Source organism: Paenibacillus sp. JCM 9796, from assembly GCF_055379675.1.
In genome coordinates this window covers 2,507,830-2,526,332 of record NZ_AP043723.1, presented here as the reverse complement: position 1 = coordinate 2,526,332, position 18,503 = coordinate 2,507,830, and the positions used below count along the sequence as shown (strand labels likewise).

The 18,503-nt window shown below is 51.8% G+C and carries 21 protein-coding genes, 1 pseudogene and 1 riboswitch; of the genes and pseudogenes, 20 read left to right on the top strand and 2 right to left on the bottom strand.

What is annotated here, in order from left to right; genetic code table 11:
- Positions 1–150: 150 nt before the first annotated feature.
- The gene (locus ACZ439_RS12160) at positions 151–672 is read right to left on the bottom strand and encodes a hypothetical protein (protein WP_127610152.1); all 522 of its coding nucleotides are present in this window, start codon (positions 670–672) and stop codon (positions 151–153) included.
- A gap of 183 nt (positions 673–855) precedes the next feature.
- Between ACZ439_RS12160 and ACZ439_RS12155 the strand changes: the two genes are divergently transcribed.
- From ACZ439_RS12155 to rsmI, 10 genes are all read left to right on the top strand, one after another.
- Positions 856–1,053 carry a sigma factor G inhibitor Gin gene (locus tag ACZ439_RS12155; RefSeq protein ID WP_054797908.1) on the top strand — a complete coding sequence of 66 codons (198 nt, stop codon included), beginning with the start codon at positions 856–858 and terminating at the stop codon, positions 1,051–1,053.
- Between the two features lie 119 nt (positions 1,054–1,172).
- Positions 1,173–2,687 (top strand): aminotransferase class I/II-fold pyridoxal phosphate-dependent enzyme, encoded by a 1,515-nt coding sequence (locus tag ACZ439_RS12150; protein ID WP_054800166.1) that lies wholly within the window; start codon positions 1,173–1,175, stop codon positions 2,685–2,687.
- Positions 2,688–2,736: 49 nt separating this feature from the next.
- The gene (gene tmk, locus ACZ439_RS12145; RefSeq protein WP_127610146.1) at positions 2,737–3,375 is read left to right on the top strand and encodes a dTMP kinase; all 639 of its coding nucleotides are present in this window, start codon (positions 2,737–2,739) and stop codon (positions 3,373–3,375) included.
- An 85-nt stretch (positions 3,376–3,460) separates the two neighbouring features.
- Positions 3,461–3,790 carry a cyclic-di-AMP receptor gene (locus tag ACZ439_RS12140; RefSeq protein WP_054797911.1) on the top strand — a complete coding sequence of 110 codons (330 nt, stop codon included), beginning with the start codon at positions 3,461–3,463 and terminating at the stop codon, positions 3,788–3,790.
- Between the two features lie 18 nt (positions 3,791–3,808).
- On the top strand, positions 3,809–4,255 hold the full coding sequence (locus ACZ439_RS12135) for a YaaR family protein (protein ID WP_054797912.1): 447 nt from the start codon (positions 3,809–3,811) through the stop codon (positions 4,253–4,255).
- Positions 4,256–4,307: 52 nt separating this feature from the next.
- The gene (gene holB, locus ACZ439_RS12130; protein ID WP_054797913.1) at positions 4,308–5,285 is read left to right on the top strand and encodes a DNA polymerase III subunit delta'; all 978 of its coding nucleotides are present in this window, start codon (positions 4,308–4,310) and stop codon (positions 5,283–5,285) included.
- A 2-nt stretch (positions 5,286–5,287) separates the two neighbouring features.
- On the top strand, positions 5,288–6,094 hold the full coding sequence (locus ACZ439_RS12125; RefSeq protein WP_054797914.1) for a PSP1 domain-containing protein: 807 nt from the start codon (positions 5,288–5,290) through the stop codon (positions 6,092–6,094).
- 31 nt (positions 6,095–6,125) lie between these two features.
- Positions 6,126–6,479: a DNA replication initiation control protein YabA gene (gene yabA / locus ACZ439_RS12120; protein ID WP_054797925.1), complete on the top strand. Its 354-nt coding sequence runs from the start codon at positions 6,126–6,128 to the stop codon at positions 6,477–6,479.
- Positions 6,480–6,543: 64 nt separating this feature from the next.
- Positions 6,544–7,320 carry a tRNA1(Val) (adenine(37)-N6)-methyltransferase gene (locus ACZ439_RS12115; protein ID WP_054797915.1) on the top strand — a complete coding sequence of 259 codons (777 nt, stop codon included), beginning with the start codon at positions 6,544–6,546 and terminating at the stop codon, positions 7,318–7,320.
- A gap of 12 nt (positions 7,321–7,332) precedes the next feature.
- Positions 7,333–8,217 (top strand): 16S rRNA (cytidine(1402)-2'-O)-methyltransferase, encoded by an 885-nt coding sequence (rsmI, locus tag ACZ439_RS12110; RefSeq protein WP_155615568.1) that lies wholly within the window; start codon positions 7,333–7,335, stop codon positions 8,215–8,217.
- A 117-nt stretch (positions 8,218–8,334) separates the two neighbouring features.
- On the opposite strand, the gene ACZ439_RS12105 is transcribed toward rsmI, so the two are convergent.
- Positions 8,335–8,589: an AbrB/MazE/SpoVT family DNA-binding domain-containing protein gene (locus ACZ439_RS12105; protein ID WP_010501678.1), complete on the bottom strand. Its 255-nt coding sequence runs from the start codon at positions 8,587–8,589 to the stop codon at positions 8,335–8,337.
- A 383-nt stretch (positions 8,590–8,972) separates the two neighbouring features.
- Between ACZ439_RS12105 and ACZ439_RS12100 the strand changes: the two genes are divergently transcribed.
- The 10 genes and pseudogenes from ACZ439_RS12100 (at position 8,973) to purR (ending at position 18,500) form a co-directional block, all read left to right on the top strand.
- Entirely contained in the window at positions 8,973–10,256 is a 1,284-nt protein-coding gene (locus ACZ439_RS12100; protein ID WP_464621034.1) for an HD domain-containing protein, read from the top strand.
- Between the two features lie 31 nt (positions 10,257–10,287).
- Positions 10,288–11,055, top strand: a complete 768-nt coding sequence (locus ACZ439_RS12095) for a TatD family hydrolase (RefSeq protein WP_054797916.1) — start codon at positions 10,288–10,290, stop codon at positions 11,053–11,055.
- Positions 11,056–11,290: 235 nt separating this feature from the next.
- Positions 11,291–11,469: riboswitch (cyclic di-AMP (ydaO/yuaA leader) on the top strand.
- A 326-nt stretch (positions 11,470–11,795) separates the two neighbouring features.
- Positions 11,796–12,887, top strand: a complete 1,092-nt coding sequence (locus ACZ439_RS12090) for a 3D domain-containing protein (RefSeq protein WP_127610156.1) — start codon at positions 11,796–11,798, stop codon at positions 12,885–12,887.
- A gap of 114 nt (positions 12,888–13,001) precedes the next feature.
- Positions 13,002–13,556: a ribonuclease M5 gene (rnmV, locus tag ACZ439_RS12085; protein WP_127610138.1), complete on the top strand. Its 555-nt coding sequence runs from the start codon at positions 13,002–13,004 to the stop codon at positions 13,554–13,556.
- A complete protein-coding gene (gene rsmA / locus ACZ439_RS12080) occupies positions 13,553–14,482 on the top strand; it encodes a 16S rRNA (adenine(1518)-N(6)/adenine(1519)-N(6))-dimethyltransferase RsmA (protein ID WP_054797917.1) in 930 nt (309 codons plus the stop codon). Before rnmV ends, rsmA begins: the two co-directional genes overlap by 4 nt.
- A 70-nt stretch (positions 14,483–14,552) precedes the next feature.
- On the top strand, positions 14,553–15,416 hold the full coding sequence (gene yabG / locus ACZ439_RS12075; protein ID WP_054797918.1) for a sporulation peptidase YabG: 864 nt from the start codon (positions 14,553–14,555) through the stop codon (positions 15,414–15,416).
- Positions 15,417–15,614: 198 nt separating this feature from the next.
- On the top strand, positions 15,615–15,887 hold the full coding sequence (veg, locus tag ACZ439_RS12070) for a biofilm formation stimulator Veg (RefSeq protein WP_054797919.1): 273 nt from the start codon (positions 15,615–15,617) through the stop codon (positions 15,885–15,887).
- A gap of 220 nt (positions 15,888–16,107) precedes the next feature.
- A pseudogene (locus ACZ439_RS12065) lies at positions 16,108–16,284 on the top strand (small, acid-soluble spore protein, alpha/beta type); the annotation flags it as partial.
- A gap of 344 nt (positions 16,285–16,628) precedes the next feature.
- Positions 16,629–17,483 carry a 4-(cytidine 5'-diphospho)-2-C-methyl-D-erythritol kinase gene (ispE, locus tag ACZ439_RS12060; protein ID WP_127610134.1) on the top strand — a complete coding sequence of 285 codons (855 nt, stop codon included), beginning with the start codon at positions 16,629–16,631 and terminating at the stop codon, positions 17,481–17,483.
- A gap of 177 nt (positions 17,484–17,660) precedes the next feature.
- Positions 17,661–18,500, top strand: a complete 840-nt coding sequence (purR, locus tag ACZ439_RS12055) for a pur operon repressor (protein ID WP_127610132.1) — start codon at positions 17,661–17,663, stop codon at positions 18,498–18,500.
- The last annotated feature ends 3 nt before the right edge of the window (positions 18,501–18,503 follow it).

Here is an 18,503-nt window from a genome sequence, read left to right as displayed (position 1 = left end):
CGATTACTTTGCGTGGGCCCCAATAAAAGCATTCAGCATGCTGAGTTTCGTATCCAGTTTTCAGGGAATAACAGAACCCTAGCCAGTCCTCATGGATGAGCTAGGGTTCTTTGTTTTACGCTATATACTGGAATAGAAAAACACGTCCTATTATTGGGTATAACAGGACGTGTCGTGAGGATTGATTTTCAATAATCCGCTAGACTTGTATTTGCGAAATATAAAGATGATCATAAGGCGCGGCAGAAGCAGCCATACGTGATAAAACATCGCAAACAGCAGCACATCGGTCGACAGCCACGGATAGAAACAAGCTAAAATTAACAAGACGATCCAAAACAATTGATTATGAAGCCGGAGGACTTTAGCCAGCGCGATGTAATTGCCGGGGGTATACCCGAACCAAGGCATTCGGAACGACCAGCGCCATGCCTTTGGAGCCTGTCCTTCCTTCGTGCGGTGAAGGGTGTGTAGAAATACGGCATGCACCAGCGGAATTCCGAAGAGGACAACGGCGAAAGACAGCAGTTCAATGTGTAGCAGCGCGTAGATCCAAGCCAGAACGGTCAGCAGCCAGTAAGCATAATGATGGACGGCCTTGTGGTGAACTCTACGTAACAAACGATAGTTGTAAATCGTCGAATCTTTGGATAGGGTCCGGTCGTTGTTCATCGTATCACGTTCATCCTCGCCGATTAACTAATATTTCAGTATTACTATTATCGGTCATGGAGCAACAAATTTGAAGATAGGGTGCACCGGATGAGCTCTTTTGACATAAAAATAGTTCATAACCGTTTATTCTTGAGAGAATAGGACATACTGATAGAAAAGAAGAATAGAGGTGAACACTGCATGAATGAATCGTTGCAGAACGACTATACAGCCTCTTGCATTATTTGCGGACAAGAAAAGGCAAACGGCATCATGATTATTACTGAATTCATTTGCGAAGAGTGCGAGACGGAGATGGTTCGAACGGATGTCAGCGACGTGAAGTATCCTTTCTTTATTCATCAGCTGAAACAAATTTTATATAAAAAGAATGCGTAATCGGTAGGTTTGCCCGTGTCCAAAGCTCCTTTGTCTCAAGAAGGGATGGAAGCGGGCTTTTTAGTTTGGTACAATACTGCTATCCATGTGATTCTGGTTAGAAATGAGGCGTGTCGCACGTGTCGGAACGGAAACGTCCGTTATTTGAAGCCATGCGGACTTACGATCATTTACATACAAGCCGCTTTCATGTACCCGGACATAAGGGCAAGGCGGAAGCTTACGAGGAGGCCGCGTCGTATTACGGGCCGATATTGGCTCTCGATGTGACGGAGCTCCCGGGAACGGATGACCTGCATCATCCCGAGGCGGCGATTCTAGAGGCGCAGCGTCTGGCAGCGTCCTGCTTCGGGGCGGACGAGACGTTCTTTCTCGTAGGCGGCAGCACGGTCGGCAATCAAGCGGCGATCTTAGCGGCCTGCCGTCCCGGAGAGCTGTTGCTTGTACAGCGGGATGCCCACAAGTCAGTGATTCACGGACTGATGCTGGCGGGGATCAAGGCTGTATTTATAACGCCGCGGCAAGATCCGGCCAGCGGGCTGTTTACCGGCTTGCAAAGGCAGGACGTTGAAGAAGCGCTCCGTCGGTATCCCGAAGCCCAAGGCTTATTGGTAACCTGCCCTACTTATTACGGAGTAAGCGCCGATTTGAGGCCGCTGGCCGACCTGCTGCATGCGCAGGACAAGCTGCTGCTCGTCGATGAGGCGCACGGCGCTCACTTCGGCTTTCACCCGGAGCTGCCGCTCTCGGCGTTGTCGGCAGGCGCGGATGTGGTCGTGCAATCGACGCATAAGATGCTGACGGCGATGACGATGGGTTCGATGCTGCATGTGCAGGGAGATCGGATCAACCGGAAGGCTCTGCGTCAAGCTCTTGCCATGCTGCAAAGCTCGAGTCCTTCCTATCCGATCATGGGCAGCCTGGATTTGAGCCGTGACTGGCTGCAGGAGCAAGGGTTTCAAGCTATAGATGAAGGGTTAAAGGCTATTAACAGTCTGAAGATCGAACTGCAAAAGAATCAAAGATGGCGAACGGTCGAACCGAACGGGACGAGCAGGAGGTGTGACCCTTTTAAAATGGTGCTTGAGGATTCCTATGGAATCTTGAGCGGTTTCGAGCTAAAGGAGCAGTTGGAGCGCCGCGGCTGTTACGCGGAAATGGCTGACCCGGAACGTGTCGTTCTCGCTTTCGGTCTGACCGGGCAGCACCAAGAAGCGCAGCGGTTGCTGGGAGCGCTGAAGGACATCGAGGCCGGATTAGCGGCAAGCAAAGGAAACGGGCGAGCCCAGCCCGACATAGGGAGGCATCAATCCGAGTCGTACGATTGCCCCGAGGCTTCAAATTCGCCGCACGAGCGGCAAGACCTGATCGGACAGCCGGTCTCTTTTACGATAGAGTCCCTGCACAGGGAGGAGCCGGACGTAAGCCACGTACCGTTGGAGCGCTGTGAGGGCAGGATAGCCGCCGAAATGATCGTACCGTATCCGCCGGGAATTCCGCTCTTATACCCGGGCGAGTATATTGGAAAGCGAGTGTCGGCGGAACTGAGGCGTCTTGCCGCAGCAGGGGCTCGTTTTCAAGGATATGATGTGTCGGGACGAAAGACGGTGCCGGTTTATGTATCATCGAAGTAACGTATACAGCGGGCTCCATCATCTTACTTAGCAGGCAGGGGACATAAAGTTGAAAACAGGTTATTTCATCACGGTGGAAGGCGGAGAGGGCGCAGGCAAAACATCGGCCATCGAAGCTATAGTGAGTACCGTCGAGGAACTCGGATATGAAACGATTTCGACACGTGAGCCCGGGGGGATTCCCATTGCCGAGCAAATCCGCGCGGTCGTGCTGGATACGAAGAACACCGCCATGGACAAGCGTACGGAAGCACTGCTTTACGCCGCGGCGCGCCGTCAGCATTTAACGGAAAAAGTGATTCCCGCGCTGCAATCGGGCAAGGTTGTCGTGTGCGACCGTTTTATCGACAGCAGCCTGGCCTATCAAGGGCATGCGCGCGGGCTCGGCGTAGATGAAGTGCTCGAAGTGAATCGCTTTGCGATCGGGGATTGGATGCCCGATCTGACTCTATTCCTGGATGTTAGCCCGGAGGTAGGCCTCGGCCGGATTCGCGCCGATTGGAGCCGGGAAGTGAACCGTCTCGATCTCGAGGAGATGCGGTTTCACGAGCTTGTAAGAGAGGGGTATCGCGAAGTGCTGCGGCGTTACCCGGAGCGCGTCCGCCGTATCGATGCGGAACAAACGCCCGATAAAGTTGCGGAGCAGATCCGACAAATCGTGAACCAAACGCTGCGGAATCGAGTATGATGAGATAAGAAGGAATTTAACAAAGGTTTGTCTAATTATATATAGAGAACGCGGATAAGAATCCTTGTTAAAGGAGGCTGGATGTATGAAATTGGTGATTGCCGTCGTCCAGGATAAAGATAGCAACCGTTTATCGAACGCGCTGATTAAAGCAGGGTTTCGTGCGACGAAGCTGGCTAGTACGGGGGGCTTCCTTCGGGCCGGAAACACGACGTTTTTGATTGGGACCGAAGACGATCGTGTGAACGAAGCGCTGCAAGTCATTAAAGCTAACTGCAAAATTAGGGAGCAGATGGTAACCCCGGTTTCCCCGATGGGAGGAACAACCGATTCATACATCCCGTTCCCCGTCGAGGTTCAAGTGGGAGGAGCCGCCGTTTTCGTGCTGCCGGTCGAACGTTTTGAACACTTCTAGAAGAGAGGTACGCCCATCGTGAAAATTAACCCGGGATGGCGTCCCGTCGGCAGTGAATGGATTCGCAACGAGAATACGTCGTCCCAGCAGCTTCAGCAAAAGTCGTTTCATGACATGATGCAGCATCAATCCGAGCGGGCCACCCGGGAACAGCTTCAGCGCATGCTGGCTCAAATCGATCAGCAAGGCCAGCGTTTGGCCAAGTCGATGACGGTGCGCGAGCTTCGGCAGTACAAGCTGATGGTGAAGCATTTTCTGGAGGAGACGGTGCGGCGCGGCGTTCAGCTTCGCGAGACGCGGGGATGGGACAGGCGCGGCCGATCCAAGCGGTATAAGCTGCTTGAAGAAGTCGATCAGGAGCTGCTGGGGCTAGCCGACGATATGCTGTCGACCGAAGAAGGTCGCATTGATTTGCTGCAGAAGATTGGAGAAATTCGCGGCATGCTCATTAATTTATTTTTCTAATTAACGACGGCTGCGGATTTCGCTTGATATAGGGAAAGGAACAAAGAGCGTCATGTCGTTTCAAGCGATTGTAGGACAAGAACGGGTTAAGCGCATGCTGCAAAACAGCATTCGAACCGATAAAGTGTCGCATGCCTATATATTTACCGGGCCGAGCGGCTCCGGACGCCGTGAAATGGCGAAAGCGTTCGCGATGGCGTTGTACTGCAAGGTGCTGCCTGACGATGCCTGCGGCGAATGCCTCGACTGCCGTAAAGTGGCCCATGGCAACCATCCGGACCTCCACTGGCTGAAGCCGGACGGCGCCTCGATCAAAATCGAACAAATCCGCGAGCTGCAGAAGCAGTTTGCGTACCGGTCCACCGTATCGGGCTTGAAGATGTACGTGCTGGAAGACGCGGACAAAATGACGACGCAAGCGGCCAACAGCCTGCTGAAATTTCTGGAAGAGCCATCGTCGCAGGTGGTTGCGGTACTCATTACGGATAACGGGCAAGCGCTGCTGCCGACGATACGCTCGCGCTCGCAATGGGTTCCTTTCGTGCCGATGATGCGTCAGCAAATGCAGGATTTGCTGCTGAAGGAAGGCCATTCCCCGGTGCTCGTCCAGATCGCCGTCCGATTGGCGGCGGGACCGCAAGCCGCGCGCGCAATGATTCAAGGAAATGGGTTTGCAGAAATTCGAAACCTAGTGATACAATTGACTAGAGAAAGCTTGACTCGGCTGCCTGTCGCGCTTCTGACCGCACAACAGAAGCTGTCGAAAGGCGAGCTCGGCGATCGGCTTTCGCTTTGGTTGGATATGCTGATTCTGTGGCTCAAAGACATGGTCCAGCTGGGTACGGGCCGCCGTGAAGGGATCGTCTTCTCCGACCAAACGGAGTGGATGGCCAAAGAGGCGTTAAGCCGGCCGCCCCAACACTGGATCGCGTGCCTGGATCAAGCGATTGAGACTCAGAAACGATTGCGGTTTCATGCCAATCCCCAGCTTGCGCTGGAACATATAATAATGCAGCTTAAGGGGGTGTAGGATTGTTCTCTGTTGTGGGAGTCCGCTTTAAGAAAGCGGGTAAAATTTATTACTTCGACCCGAGCGATTTGCCGGTCGACCAAGATAGCGCAGTTATCGTGGAGACGGCGCGCGGCGTGGAATACGGGAAAGTCGTCATCGGTCGCAGAACCGTGGGCGAATCGGATGTCGTGTTGCCGCTCAAGAAGGTTATACGCATCGCCGACCATCAGGACGCGAAGCTTGTGGAGGACAATAAACTAGCGGCGAAGAACGCGTTTGCCATTTGCCAGGACAAGATCAAGGATCACCAGCTCCGGATGAAGTTGGTTGACGTTGAATATACATTTGATCGCAACAAAATCATCTTTTATTTTACGGCGGAAGGCCGTGTCGATTTCAGGGAATTGGTTAAAGATTTGGCCAGTGTGTTTCGTACGCGGATCGAACTTCGCCAAATTGGCGTTCGCGATGAAGCGAAGATGCTCGGCGGCATCGGCCCTTGCGGCAGAATTTTATGCTGTTCGTCGTTTCTTGGCGATTTCGAGCCGGTATCGATCAAGATGGCGAAGGATCAGAACTTGTCGCTCAATCCGACCAAAATATCCGGTCTATGCGGTCGCTTGATGTGCTGCTTGAAGTACGAGCACGATAACTATGAAAGCGCCAAAGACGATCTGCCCCGTGTAGGTAGCGAAGTGATTACATCGTTCGGCAACGGCCGCCTGATATCGATGAATGTGGCGGAACGGATGGCGAAGGTACAAGTGTTTGAGCTTAAGAAAGTGATGGATCTCCCATTAGATGATGTGGTGGAGTATCACGGATAAGGGAACGGCTCTCTCTGAGGTGATGGCAATCGTGGTGAAAAGGGACATTTTCATTCAAATCGATCAAATGGAAGAGCAAGTGGGCACGTTGTATGCGGAGCTCGGTCAAATCAAACAACAAATTATCGAGCTATTGGAAGAAAACAAACGACTCGGTATAGAAAACAGTCAGCTGCGCAAGCTGTTAAAGAAAGATGCCGCACCGGCTCTTGCGGATCCGGCTTCCTCGGAGGAGGAAGCGGCGAGGATAAAAGAGGTTACCGGTGAAGGTCTCGATAATTTAACTCGGATTTACCATGAAGGCTTTCATATTTGCAATGTAAACTACGGTCATTTACGGACCGAGGGCGATTGTTTGTTCTGCATGTCGTTTCTAAATAAATAAGAACACTAGCCGTAGGGAGGATTGACTTCTCTACGGTTTTTTTGGAAGAAAGAGGAGTTGTCACTTGGAACAATCCGTACCTGTATATGAGCGTGAGCGCATCGATGATTTGCTGACGCAAGATTTGAAAATTATCCAAAGCGAGGATGTTTTCAGCTTTTCCCTGGATGCGGTGCTGCTCGCAAGGTTTTGCTCGGTACCGACTCGCGGGCGTATGATCGATCTTTGCACCGGGAACGGTGTTATTCCGTTGCTGTTGACGACTCGAACGCGGGCGCACATTACGGCCGTTGAAATTCAGCCGCGGCTGGCAGAGATGGCGCAGCGGAACGTCAAGCTGAATCGGCTGGACGCACAAATCGATATCAGGCAGGGCGACCTGCGCAGCGCCGTTCAGGAGATTGGACACGGACTGTTCGATGCCGTGACGGTCAATCCGCCCTATTTGCCTGTTCCTAATGGCGAACAAAACATCAATGAGCATGTAGCCGCCGCACGCCATGAGCTGTTCTGCACGTTGGAAGACGTCATTCGTGTCAGCAGCCGGCTGGTCCGAACCGGGGGCAAGGTAGCGATGGTGCATCGGCCGAGCCGGCTGGTCGAAATTTGTACGTTAATGCGGGAGTACCGTCTGGAACCGAAACGGATTCGTTTCGTGCATCCGCGGGCGGACCATGAAGCCAACATGGTGCTGATTGAGGGAATGCGCGACGGGAAGCCGGAAATTCGCACGCTGCCCCCGCTGATCGTTTACAAAAATCAGAACGAATACAGCGACGAACTGATGGACGTATACTTTGGTCGTCGGCTGACGCTGGATCATAATCCGGACACTTATTAATAGAAGGAATCGATGCGCGTGAACATTCAAAAAAGCTATAATAACGAGTCCGGCAAGGGAAAACTGTACTTGGTCGGCACGCCGATCGGCAATCTCGAGGACATGACGTACCGGGCTGTCCGGATTTTGCAGGAGGTTCGGTGGATCGCGGCGGAGGATACGCGCCAGACGCGCAAGCTGCTGACGCACTTCGACATCAGCACACGGCTTGTCAGTTATCATGAGCATAACAAACATGCCAGCGGGCCGGAGCTCATCCGGCTCATGGAGAGCGGAGACGATATCGCGCTGGTGAGCGATGCGGGGCTGCCCGCCATTTGCGACCCTGGGGCCGATTTAGCCAGACTGGCGATTGAGGCGGGCATTGCGGTGGTCCCGATTCCGGGAGCGAACGCGGCGTTGTCCGCTTTAATCATGTCGGGCTTGCCGACGGAGCGGTTTCTGTTCGTCGGGTTCCCGCCGCGTGACGCCAAACCGATGGAACAGGAGCTTGCCACCTGGAGACGGGAAGCGGCTACAGTGATCGGTTATGAATCGCCTCACCGGATTGTGAAGACGCTGACGCGGATGGCGGAAGTTCTTGGCGAAGAACGGGAGGTTTGCCTGACCCGGGAGCTAACGAAAAAATATGAGGAAGCCGTCCGCGGTACGATCCGCGAATGCCTCGCCTATTTGGTTGACCATCCGCCGCAGGGTGAATACTGCTTCATCGTTCGCGGCGGGGCGGGTGACGGGGGAATCCCGGAGGAGACGGCGTGGTGGACCGGCCTCTCGCCTGAGGAGCATGTGGCCCGATACGAAGCGGACGGGCTGGACCATAAGGAAGCGCTTAGGAGGGCTGCGCAGGAGCGCGGCGTTCCGAAACGCGAATTGTATAATTTGCTGCATCAAGGTTGATCGGCACAAAAAAATACCCTGATTCGGGGCAAGCTCGAATCAGGGATATAGAGGAGATATGAAAAAGGTTAGAATTACCATAGTTAATATTGCTATTTATATTATAACCTATTTTTTTTATTTTGTCACAGGTATTGGCATTTCAGATAAACATTCGTGACAAACAATTTTTCCTTTGAAATAAGAGACGTTCTCGGCGTTTCCGCAGAAGATACAGGCCGGCTCATATTTCTTCAACATGATGCGCTCGCCGTCTACATAAATTTCCAAAGCGTCCTTCTCGCCAATGCCAAGCGTTCTGCGCAATTCGATTGGAATAACAACACGACCAAGTTCGTCGACTTTTCTTACGATACCAGTTGATTTCATCATAATAATAAAATTCCCCTCTCCAGAAGTTGTTTATTTTAGAATGAATGCGAAGCGGAATGAAAATAATCGTCATGTTTCGACATAATTCTTTAAACCTATGATACCAACCATTCCCAAAATAGTCAACCTAAAAATGCAACACCAAGTGACAATTTATGGACCTGGCTGCTAGATTAGTATAACATGGAATAGAATAACGCTACTAGTAGAGCTAAAATGTTGGTTTTACTTACCAAAAGTCTCTTTATACATCCATAAAATGTAAATCTATACGCCGTGTCGAAACAAAAATTTGGAATAAATAAATCGACAACATTCGACAATTTTCAATGTTTTGGCGGAATATTGTCGATCAAAACCTGCAAATTGCGAGGAGGGATACCATGCAACAACCGATGGAAGAAGAAAAAGTGTTTAAAGATCCGGTTCACAAGTATATCTATGTGCAGGATCAGACGATCTGGGATCTCATCAATACCCGGGAATTTCAACGGCTGCGCCGCATCCGTCAGCTGGGAACGTGTTTTCTCACCTTTCACGGCGCCGAGCATAGCCGGTTCTCGCATTCGCTGGGTGTTTATGAAGTAACACGCAAAATCATCTCGCAGTTCGAGCGTAATCAATATGAAGATTGGCCGAGAGAAGAACGTCTGTTATGCTTGTGCGCGGCGCTTCTGCATGATGTCGGACACGGTCCCTTCTCGCATTCGATTGAGAAAACGTTCGGGACTCACCATGAGGATTGGTCATGCCGAATCGTACTCGGCAACACGGAAGTCAACGAAGTGCTGAAACGCGTTTCTCCGACGTTCCCGCAGCAGGTAGCGGGCGTTATTGCCAAGACGTACCAGCAAGAAATCGTCGTCAGCCTCGTCTCGAGTCAGCTGGACGCGGACCGGATGGATTACCTGCTGCGCGATGCTTATTTCACCGGCGTAAATTACGGCACCTTCGATCTGGAGCGAATTTTGCGCGTGATGCGGCCGTATCAAGGACATATCGTAGTTAAGGAAAGCGGGATGCACGCCGTTGAGGATTATTTGATGTCCCGATACCAGATGTATTGGCAAGTGTACTTCCATCCGGTTACCCGAAGCGCGGAAGTCGTCCTGCATAAAATTTTTCAAAGAGCCAAACAACTGTTTGATGAAGGGTATCCGTTCCACTTTCTGCTCGAACCGCTGCCCAGCTTGTTCGGCAATCGGCTGACCACGGAAGAATACCATTTGCTGGATGAAGCGTTGATGCAAACGGTGCTGATGCAATGGACGATGGAAGAGGATGCGGTGTTGGCTGATTTGTGCTCACGCTTCTTGCAGCGGCGTTTATTCAAATATGTAACGCTGGAAATTATGGACGTCGGCATGCTGGAACGGCTTCGTGAAAAAATGGGCAATCTAGGATTAGATCCCTCCTATTACCTGGAAGTCGATTTCCCGTCCGATCAATCCTATGATGTGTACCGGCCGGGCGAACAGGATGAGAAACTGCCGATTTTATTGCTCGATGCGCACGACACGTTGACGGAAATCTCGCGAAAATCCGAAATCGTGCGTTCGATCAGCGGGATCCAGAACGGAAAATACCACCTGTATTACCCGCAGGAACTCGTATTGAAACATCTTCCAGCTTTGGATAAAGAAATTCGGAAGCTGCTAAGATCTTAAACGACATATAGAAGATGAAGGAGAAAACGTTATGCTAATCGACACACATGCACACCTGAATGCGCCGCAATTCGATGAAGACCGACACGAGGTGATTGCGCGCGCAAGAGACAACGGAATAAGTCGAATCGTGAATATTGGATTTAATCGGGAGACGATTCCAAGCTCCTTGGCGCTGGCTGAGCAGTACGATTTCATCTACTCGACGGTGGGCTGGCATCCGACGGAAGCCAAAGATATGAGGGAAGAAGATCTCGCCTGGATCGAATCGTTGTGTCGTCACGAGAAAGTGGTTGCCATCGGCGAAATCGGGCTTGATTACCATTGGGATACGTCGCCGAAAGACGTACAGAATCGGGTATTCCGCGAACAAATTCGTCTGGCCCGCAGGGTCGGCCTGCCGATTGCGATCCATAACCGCGATGCGCATCAAGACGTCGTACAAACGCTGCGCGAGGAGAAAGCGGCGGAGGTCGGCGGCGTGATGCATTGTTACTCCGGCAGCTGGGAGACGGCCAAAATGTGTCTCGATATGAATTTTTACATTTCTTTCGGCGGCCCAGTAACTTTCAAAAATGCCAAGCAACCGAAAGAGGTACTCGAGAAGGTGCCGATGGACCGGCTTTTGATTGAAACCGATGCGCCTTATTTAACTCCGCATCCATATCGGGGCAAGCGAAACGAGTCCGCTTACGTCCGTCTTGTCGCCGAAACGGCGGCCGAAATCAAGGGCATTTCGATCGAGCAATTAGCCGAAGCGACGACTCGAAATGCGATGGAACTTTTTCGTTTAAAGTGAGTGTGTTGGGCTCTGGGAAACGCTTGCATAAACGCTGTTACTTATAGCGAATCGAGAAAAATAAAGAAAACAGCTAAATCGGTTCGTGCGAATGAGAGATAGATGTATTTTATTCATGTAATGAGTATATTTAAACGAAAATGGGTAAAAACCGTTCTTTTTTTATACGTTTGTATACTTTACAACCAAACCCCTCGCGTCGTACACTCAATAATAACTTCATACGATTACCAGAATTCCAACATCGCTGAGTTTCCGAAAGGAAAACGGGGGAACCACATCGCGGCGGTCCATTCATGATTGCCAAGGTGTTTTTTAGGGGTGAATCTCTGGGGCGGGCAACTGTCCCGGGGTAGGGCGACTCTCAAGTCCGAATCCGTCAGCTAACCTCGTAAGCGTCTAGAGAGAGGTAACGCATTGTCGTGTGCTTTTATTTTCATTTGGACAAAATGAGAAAAGTCACGGGAAGGTTCCTCTTCTCCGCTGACTTTTTTTGTGTTTCCCGTAAAAGGGATTCGTGTCCAAGCTGGCTACTCTTTACACCCGAGGGGGGTGAATACGGCAGGCAAGTGGATACTCTGATGTCAGCAGCACAAACGTTGGTAATGGCAATCAAACAATTTACCATAGTCGCGTCAGAATCTTATCATGCATAACACTCGAATGGCGAGGCTTTAAGGAGGACCGAACAAGTGGGCGCTGAAACACCAGGGCAAACCCATGTAAGACGATCATCCAGCATGACCTTCGCGTTGCGATGGACGCATGAAAACTTGCGTATGATTTCGATTATCGCTCTCATTTCATTCGCTATGACTTTCATGTTCTTGATGATGTTGCACGGTACGGCCATTAAGCGCGTATCGATCGTTGTAGACGGACAGGAACGCACGTTCCAAACCCGGGAAGAGGTACTGCAACGAGTACTGGATGAGCAAGGAATCGCAGTAAGCGAGAACGACCGTATTTCCCATGCGCTGGATGCAAAGGTGAAATCGGGCGACCGCATTGCGATCACGCATACGACGCCGGTGCAATTAACCGCCGACGGCGAGACGAAGACAGTTTACACGGTTGGCAAGACGGTAGAGGCCGCTCTGCAGGATTTGAACGTCCCTGTGGGCGAGCTCGATAAAGTCATTCCGGCTAAGGAAACGGAAGTAAGCCCTCATGCGGAACTGAAGGTTGTCCGCGTGACGAAAGAAACAGCAGATGTGCAAGAACCGATCGCATTCGATACAGTAACCAAGAGCGAGCCCCAATTGTTAAAGGGCAAAGAGCAAGTATTGCAGGAAGGTCAGAAGGGCCTCCTTGTGAAGAAGCTGGAGAAAGTGTATGAAGACGGCGTGCTTGTGTCGGAGCAGGTCGTGGATCAGCAAGTACAAACCGAGAGCAAACAACGCATTGTGGCCGTCGGGACGAAAAATCCGGTTGTCGTTCTGTCCTCTTCATCGCCGAACGTCGAGGAGTTGACCAAGAACGGCGTCAAATTCGGCTACAAGCAAGTAATCAAAAACGTTACGCTAACCGCTTATTCGGCGGGGGTGTCATCCACCGGCAAGGATGAAAGTCATCCGCAATACGGCGTAACTTCTTCGGGCGCGAAGGTAACGGAAGGTCGCACGATTGCAGTCGATCCTAAAGTGATCCCGATCGGCTGGTGGGTCTATATCGAGGGCGTCGGCTTCCGCCGAGCCGAAGATACAGGCAGCGCTGTGAAAGGGAACAAGATCGACGTCTTTTTCGAGAACGGTGACTATGCAACTCGTTTCGGTACGAAGCGCGGTTATACGGTATACATTATCGGTCCCAAAAAACCGTCGGCGGATTAGGCGCTTGCAATTCGGAAAGACTACATTCATTATATATAGATCGGCAGATAAGAAGAGGTGCTCGTGAGGCGTCCCTCTTCTTTTTCTCTTGTTCACGAAGGAAGGTACGTGCACATGATTAAAGAAATTATCGTAGTGGAAGGTAAGGACGATACGGTAGCCATTAAGCGAGCGGTAGAAGCGGAAACCATCGAAACGGGCGGTTCGGCGATCAATGCGGACGTTATTCGACGCATTAAGCTTGCGCAAGAACGGCGGGGCGTAATCGTATTCACGGATCCCGATCATGCCGGGGAGCGTATTCGCAAAATTATTACGAAGGAAGTACCCGGCGCGAAGCATGCCTTCCTGACGCAGGAGGCGGCGACAAGCAAGGGCGATATCGGCGTCGAGAACGCATCGGTCGAAGCGATTCGCACGGCACTGGCCAACGTGAGGACCGACGGTCGAAACGAAGAGTCGGCTATCACATGGGACGATCTGATGGAGGCCGGGCTGATCGTGCATCCTCGTGCGGCCGCCCGGAGACTTGCGATGGGCAATCGTCTCGGAATCGGTTATTGCAACGGGAAGCAATTTTATAACCGCTGCCGCATGTTTCAAATTTCCCGGGAGGAGTTTGAAGCGGCCCGTCGGGAATTGAATGAAAAAGAGGGTGCCACGTCATGAGTCGAAACGGAAATGAACCGGGTTACGGACAAGCGTCCGAGGATATCGCTTCGCCGAAGCGAACCAAGGAACTGATGCAGAAGTACGGCTTTGTGCTCAAGAAAAGCCTCGGACAAAATTTTCTGATCGATCAGAATGTGCTTCACAACATTGTCTCTGCCGCTGAGCTTGACGAGACGAAGGGCGCGCTCGAAATTGGTCCGGGCATCGGGGCATTGACCCAGCAGCTCGCTAAACGTGCGGGCAAAGTCGTAGCCGTCGAGATCGACCAGCGGCTGCTGCCGATGCTGGAGGAGACGCTGGCGCCTTATCCGCAGGCCGAAGTGGTGCACGGGGACGTACTCAAGGTGGACCTGCAGGCGTTGTTCAAGGATAAGTTTCAAGACGTATCGAAAGTAAGCGTTGTCGCTAACCTGCCTTACTATGTGACGACCCCGATCCTGATGAAGCTGCTGGAAGAGCGGCTGCCGCTCGAGAACATTGTCGTCATGATCCAGAAGGAAGTGGCCGAGCGAATGGCGGCAAAGCCCGGAGGCAAGGAATACGGCTCGCTCAGCATCGCCGTACAGTATTATTGCGAACCGGAAGTGGTCGCGATCGTGCCGCAAACGGTGTTCATTCCGCAGCCGAACGTGGACTCGGCGGTCATCAAGCTCAAGGTGCGAGAGAAGCCGGCGGTGGAAGTCGAAGACGAGGCGTTCTTCTTTGACGTCATGCAGGCCAGCTTCGTGCAGCGCCGCAAGACGATTTACAACAACTTGGCGGCCAAATATTTCGATAAAGAATCGAAGCCCGATCTGGAACGTCTGCTGCTGGGTGCGGGAATCGCACCCTCGAGGCGCGGCGAGACGCTGTCGATCGAAGAGTATGCAAAGTTGTCGCACCGCTTAGCCGATTACTTGAAGACGGCAAGAACCGCCAAATAACGATCCTGGGCGAAACGTCTGCACCAAATGCCTAGAACCGCCATACGATAGACGGGGAGGCGATGCAGCCATGAAGCAGGGAGACCTGGTCACTCGGAAGTCGTATGGTGGTGATATCGTTTTTAAAATTCAAGAAATCCGGCAACAGCTGGCGGTTCTTCGGGGAGTGGAGCTTAGGCTTTTGGCCGATGCACCCCTTGTCGATCTGGAAGTGATGCCGCAGCTCGATCCTTACCTCGATAAAGCAATTACACGTCCGAAATGGATGGACACGATGCCGCGCAACGGATTGGCGGCGGCGACGACAGGGCCGCCCGGCTGGCCGGCGGGGGAGCCGGCCAAACATCCCGTTTACTTCGAAATGCCAGGCAAAGTATTGCATTTGGACGGCGATCCGAATTATTTGCGCAAGTGCATGAACTTATACGGTGAATTGCGGGTTCCCGCCGAAGGGTATTACGTAGCCGAGGCGAATATGGCCGATGCGGTGTATCGGCTGCTTCCGCTGGTACGCCCCGACATTGTGGTCATAACGGGGCACGACGGCTTTGTAAAGCATCGGCCGGCAGGCGATATTACCAAGCTTAGCAGTTACAAGAATTCGCATAACTTCGTAAATGCGGTTCAAGCCGCCAGGCAGTTCGAGAAAAGTCTCGATGCCTTAACGATCGTCGCAGGCGCTTGCCAATCGCACTTTGAAGCGCTGCTGCAGGCGGGAGCGAACTTTGCCAGCTCGCCGGCCCGCGTCTTGATCCATGCGCTTGATCCATTGTGCATTGCGGTGAAAGTAGCTTATACGCCGATCAAAGAAACCGTAAACATAGTCGATGTCATCGGGTTGACGCACAGCGGTCTCGAAGGGATCGGGGGCATCGAATCGCTGGGAAGCTACCGAAGAGGCGTGCCGAAAATTCAATATGCCACTCCGAAATAAGCGCCGAAATGGTGCTTTTTCTTTTTTATTCGACAATTTGGTGAACGAATACGGAAGCGCCTAGCGTAAAACCGCATAAAATCAGGGAAAATAATCGTTGACAACTAATCAAAGACGCTGATATAATATTTCGCTTAAATTGACATACTACCTATGTTGCGTTATAATAATCTAGAAGGAAAGAGGTGGTAGCAGTCAATGGCTAAAAATGCGCTATTGGAGATCAAACGTTGTTTGGAACCTCATGTCGGACAGAAGATAATGCTTAGAGCGAATGGTGGCCGCCGCAAGACGGTTGAACGCTCCGGAGTCTTGGAGGAAACCTACCCTTCCGTTTTCATTGTGAAGCTGGATCAAGAACAGCAAACCTTCAAGCGAGTTTCTTACAGTTATGCGGACATACTGACGGAATCTGTCGAAGTCACAGTATGTAACGACGACGGAGAAGTACGGATTACAATACAGCAATAAGGTTACATAAGGAACGGTTGATCGTTAGGTGGTCAGTCGTTTTTCTTTAGTAGCCCTATCCATGTGAATCGCTGTGTGCTGCGGACTCGGCGCTTATTCGTCCTTTCGCTTTTTAAGACGTTCGGATGAGATGTAAAGTTGCATTCGTATGAATTTGCTGCGGCGGGCGCATACTAACCTCATAACTCGAACATTCATCCTTTGAAGGAGGGTTTCGGATATGGGGCGTAGAAGCCGCAGAGGCGTGATGTCGGAACAATTTAAATATGAGCTGGCCAAAGATTTAGGGTTCTATGAAACGGTGCAGCGGGAAGGTTGGGGCGGAATTCGCACGAAGGATGCCGGCAATATGGTGAAGCGGGCCATTCAGATCGCGGAGCAAACGCTTGCCCGGCAGACGCAGGTGCAAGCGCAGGCGGTTCAGACGCCATATCGTCCTGCTATGCAGCAGCCCGTGCCGCCTCCGGTCTCGTTCGGACCGTCCGGCTTTGCAGCTGGCGTTTCTTCATATCCGGTGCAGAATGTGCCGTATTACGCGGCTTCGCACGGCACTCCGGCGAACGCCTCTTCCTATTCGCCATATACAGGACAATAACGAACGGTCGAAACATGAAGCTAAAGCGCGAAACCCGGGCTTTAGCTTTTTTTTGTCTCCTTTTTGGTATAGTATTAGGTTAAATGACATAAATGGCATTCGGCCTCATGGCAGGAAAAGTCAGACAGGTGTAAAGAAGGTGTGTTATGAAAGTGTTCGAGAAAGCGCCGGCAAAAATCAATTTGTCCCTGGATGTGTTGTACAAGCGGGCCGACGGGTTTCATGAAGTCGAAATGGTCATGACGATGGTGGATTTGGCCGATCGTATCGAGATGCAGGAGCTTCCACGGGATACGATCATTATTTCCAGTCAAGCAGGCTACATACCGCTCGATGAGAAGAACTTAGCGTTTCAAGCGGCGCGTTTGATTAAGGAACGTTACGAAGTGAGGCAGGGCGTTTATATTCATTTGGATAAAAAAATTCCGGTATCCGCCGGGTTGGCCGGGGGAAGCAGCGATGCGGCGGCGACGCTGCGCGGCCTGAATAAGCTATGGAAGCTCGGCATAGGGACCGAAGAGCTTCAGCGGCTTGGCGCCGAGCTGGGATCGGACGTGCCGTTCTGCGTAACCGGAGGAACGGCGCTTGCCCGGGGGCGCGGAGAGAAGCTGGAGCCGATCGAATCGCCTCCGCAGTGCTGGGTCGTGCTGGCCAAGCCCCCGATTAATGTGTCCACCTCGGAAATTTACGGCAAGCTGAAAGCGTCCGAAATCAAAAACCATCCTTCAACCGCCTGCGTACTGGACGCGATTCGGGAGAAGCGGTTCGACGAGCTGTGCGCCCGTCTCGGCAATGTGCTCGAGGAGGTCACGCTGGATCTGTACCCGGAAGTCAAACAACTGAAGGAAGTGATGGTGCGCTTGGGAGCTGACGGTGTGCTCATGTCCGGGAGCGGGCCGACCGTCTTCGGGCTAGTATCCAAGGAGGCGAAGGTGCCTCGGATCTACAATGGGCTCCGCGGTTTTTGCAAAGACGTATATGCGGTTCGCTTGTTGACGTGATGTTGATGTAATTTTAAGTGACATAATTTGATAATGTGTAATGTTACATAACATAAATGTCACAATATTTTAACGGGATGATCTTGATTAAACCCGTATAAAGATGATATATTTTGATTATAACATTCGGATTTTCAGCAGATCGTTATTTTGCATCTGGCCAAAGGGGGGTCACTCTTGAAAAAATTAAAAAGAAGCGCAAGATTGGTGGAGATGACCCAATACTTGCTTATTCGCCCCCACACGCTTATTCCATTAACGACATTCGCAGATCGTTATAATTCGGCCAAATCTTCCATCAGCGAAGACTTGGCGATTATTAAAGAAGTGTTCGAAGAGGAGGGCCTCGGCGAGCTGCAGACGCTCGCGGGAGCAGCCGGAGGCGTTCAGTACATACCGAAAGTGACGGCGGCCGGCGCGCTGCAGTTCATTCACCAGCTGTGCCGTCAATTGGAACAGCCCGAGCGCATCTTGCCCGGCGGTTATTTGTACATGTCCGACATTCTCGGGCAGCCGATGATCTTGAACGAAATCGGGAAGCTGTTCGCGTCCGTGTTCGCGAAGAGAGACATCGACATCGTGATGACCGTGGAAACCAAGGGGATTCCGCTCGCCTATGCGACCGCCACTTATTTAAATTTGCCGGTGGTCATCGTTCGTCGCGACAGTAAAGTGACGGAGGGCTCGGTTGTAAGCATCAACTATGTGTCGGGGTCCAATAAGCGCATTCAGACGATGTCGCTTGCCCGCCGCGCCTTGAAAGAGGAGTCGAGAGTACTGATTATCGACGATTTCATGCGCGTAGGCGGAACGATTCAGGGCATGATGGATTTGCTGCAAGAGTTTAAAGCGACGGTGGAAGGCGTAGGGGTGTTTGTGGAGTCCGGCGAGGTGGAAGAGCACCTGGTGGAGGATTATATCTCGCTCGCCAAGCTTTCTGTGGTAGATCCGAAGTCGCGTCAAATTAAAGTAGTGCCAGGTACTTATTTTAAAGAAAGCGAAATTCGCGGGGAGTGAAAA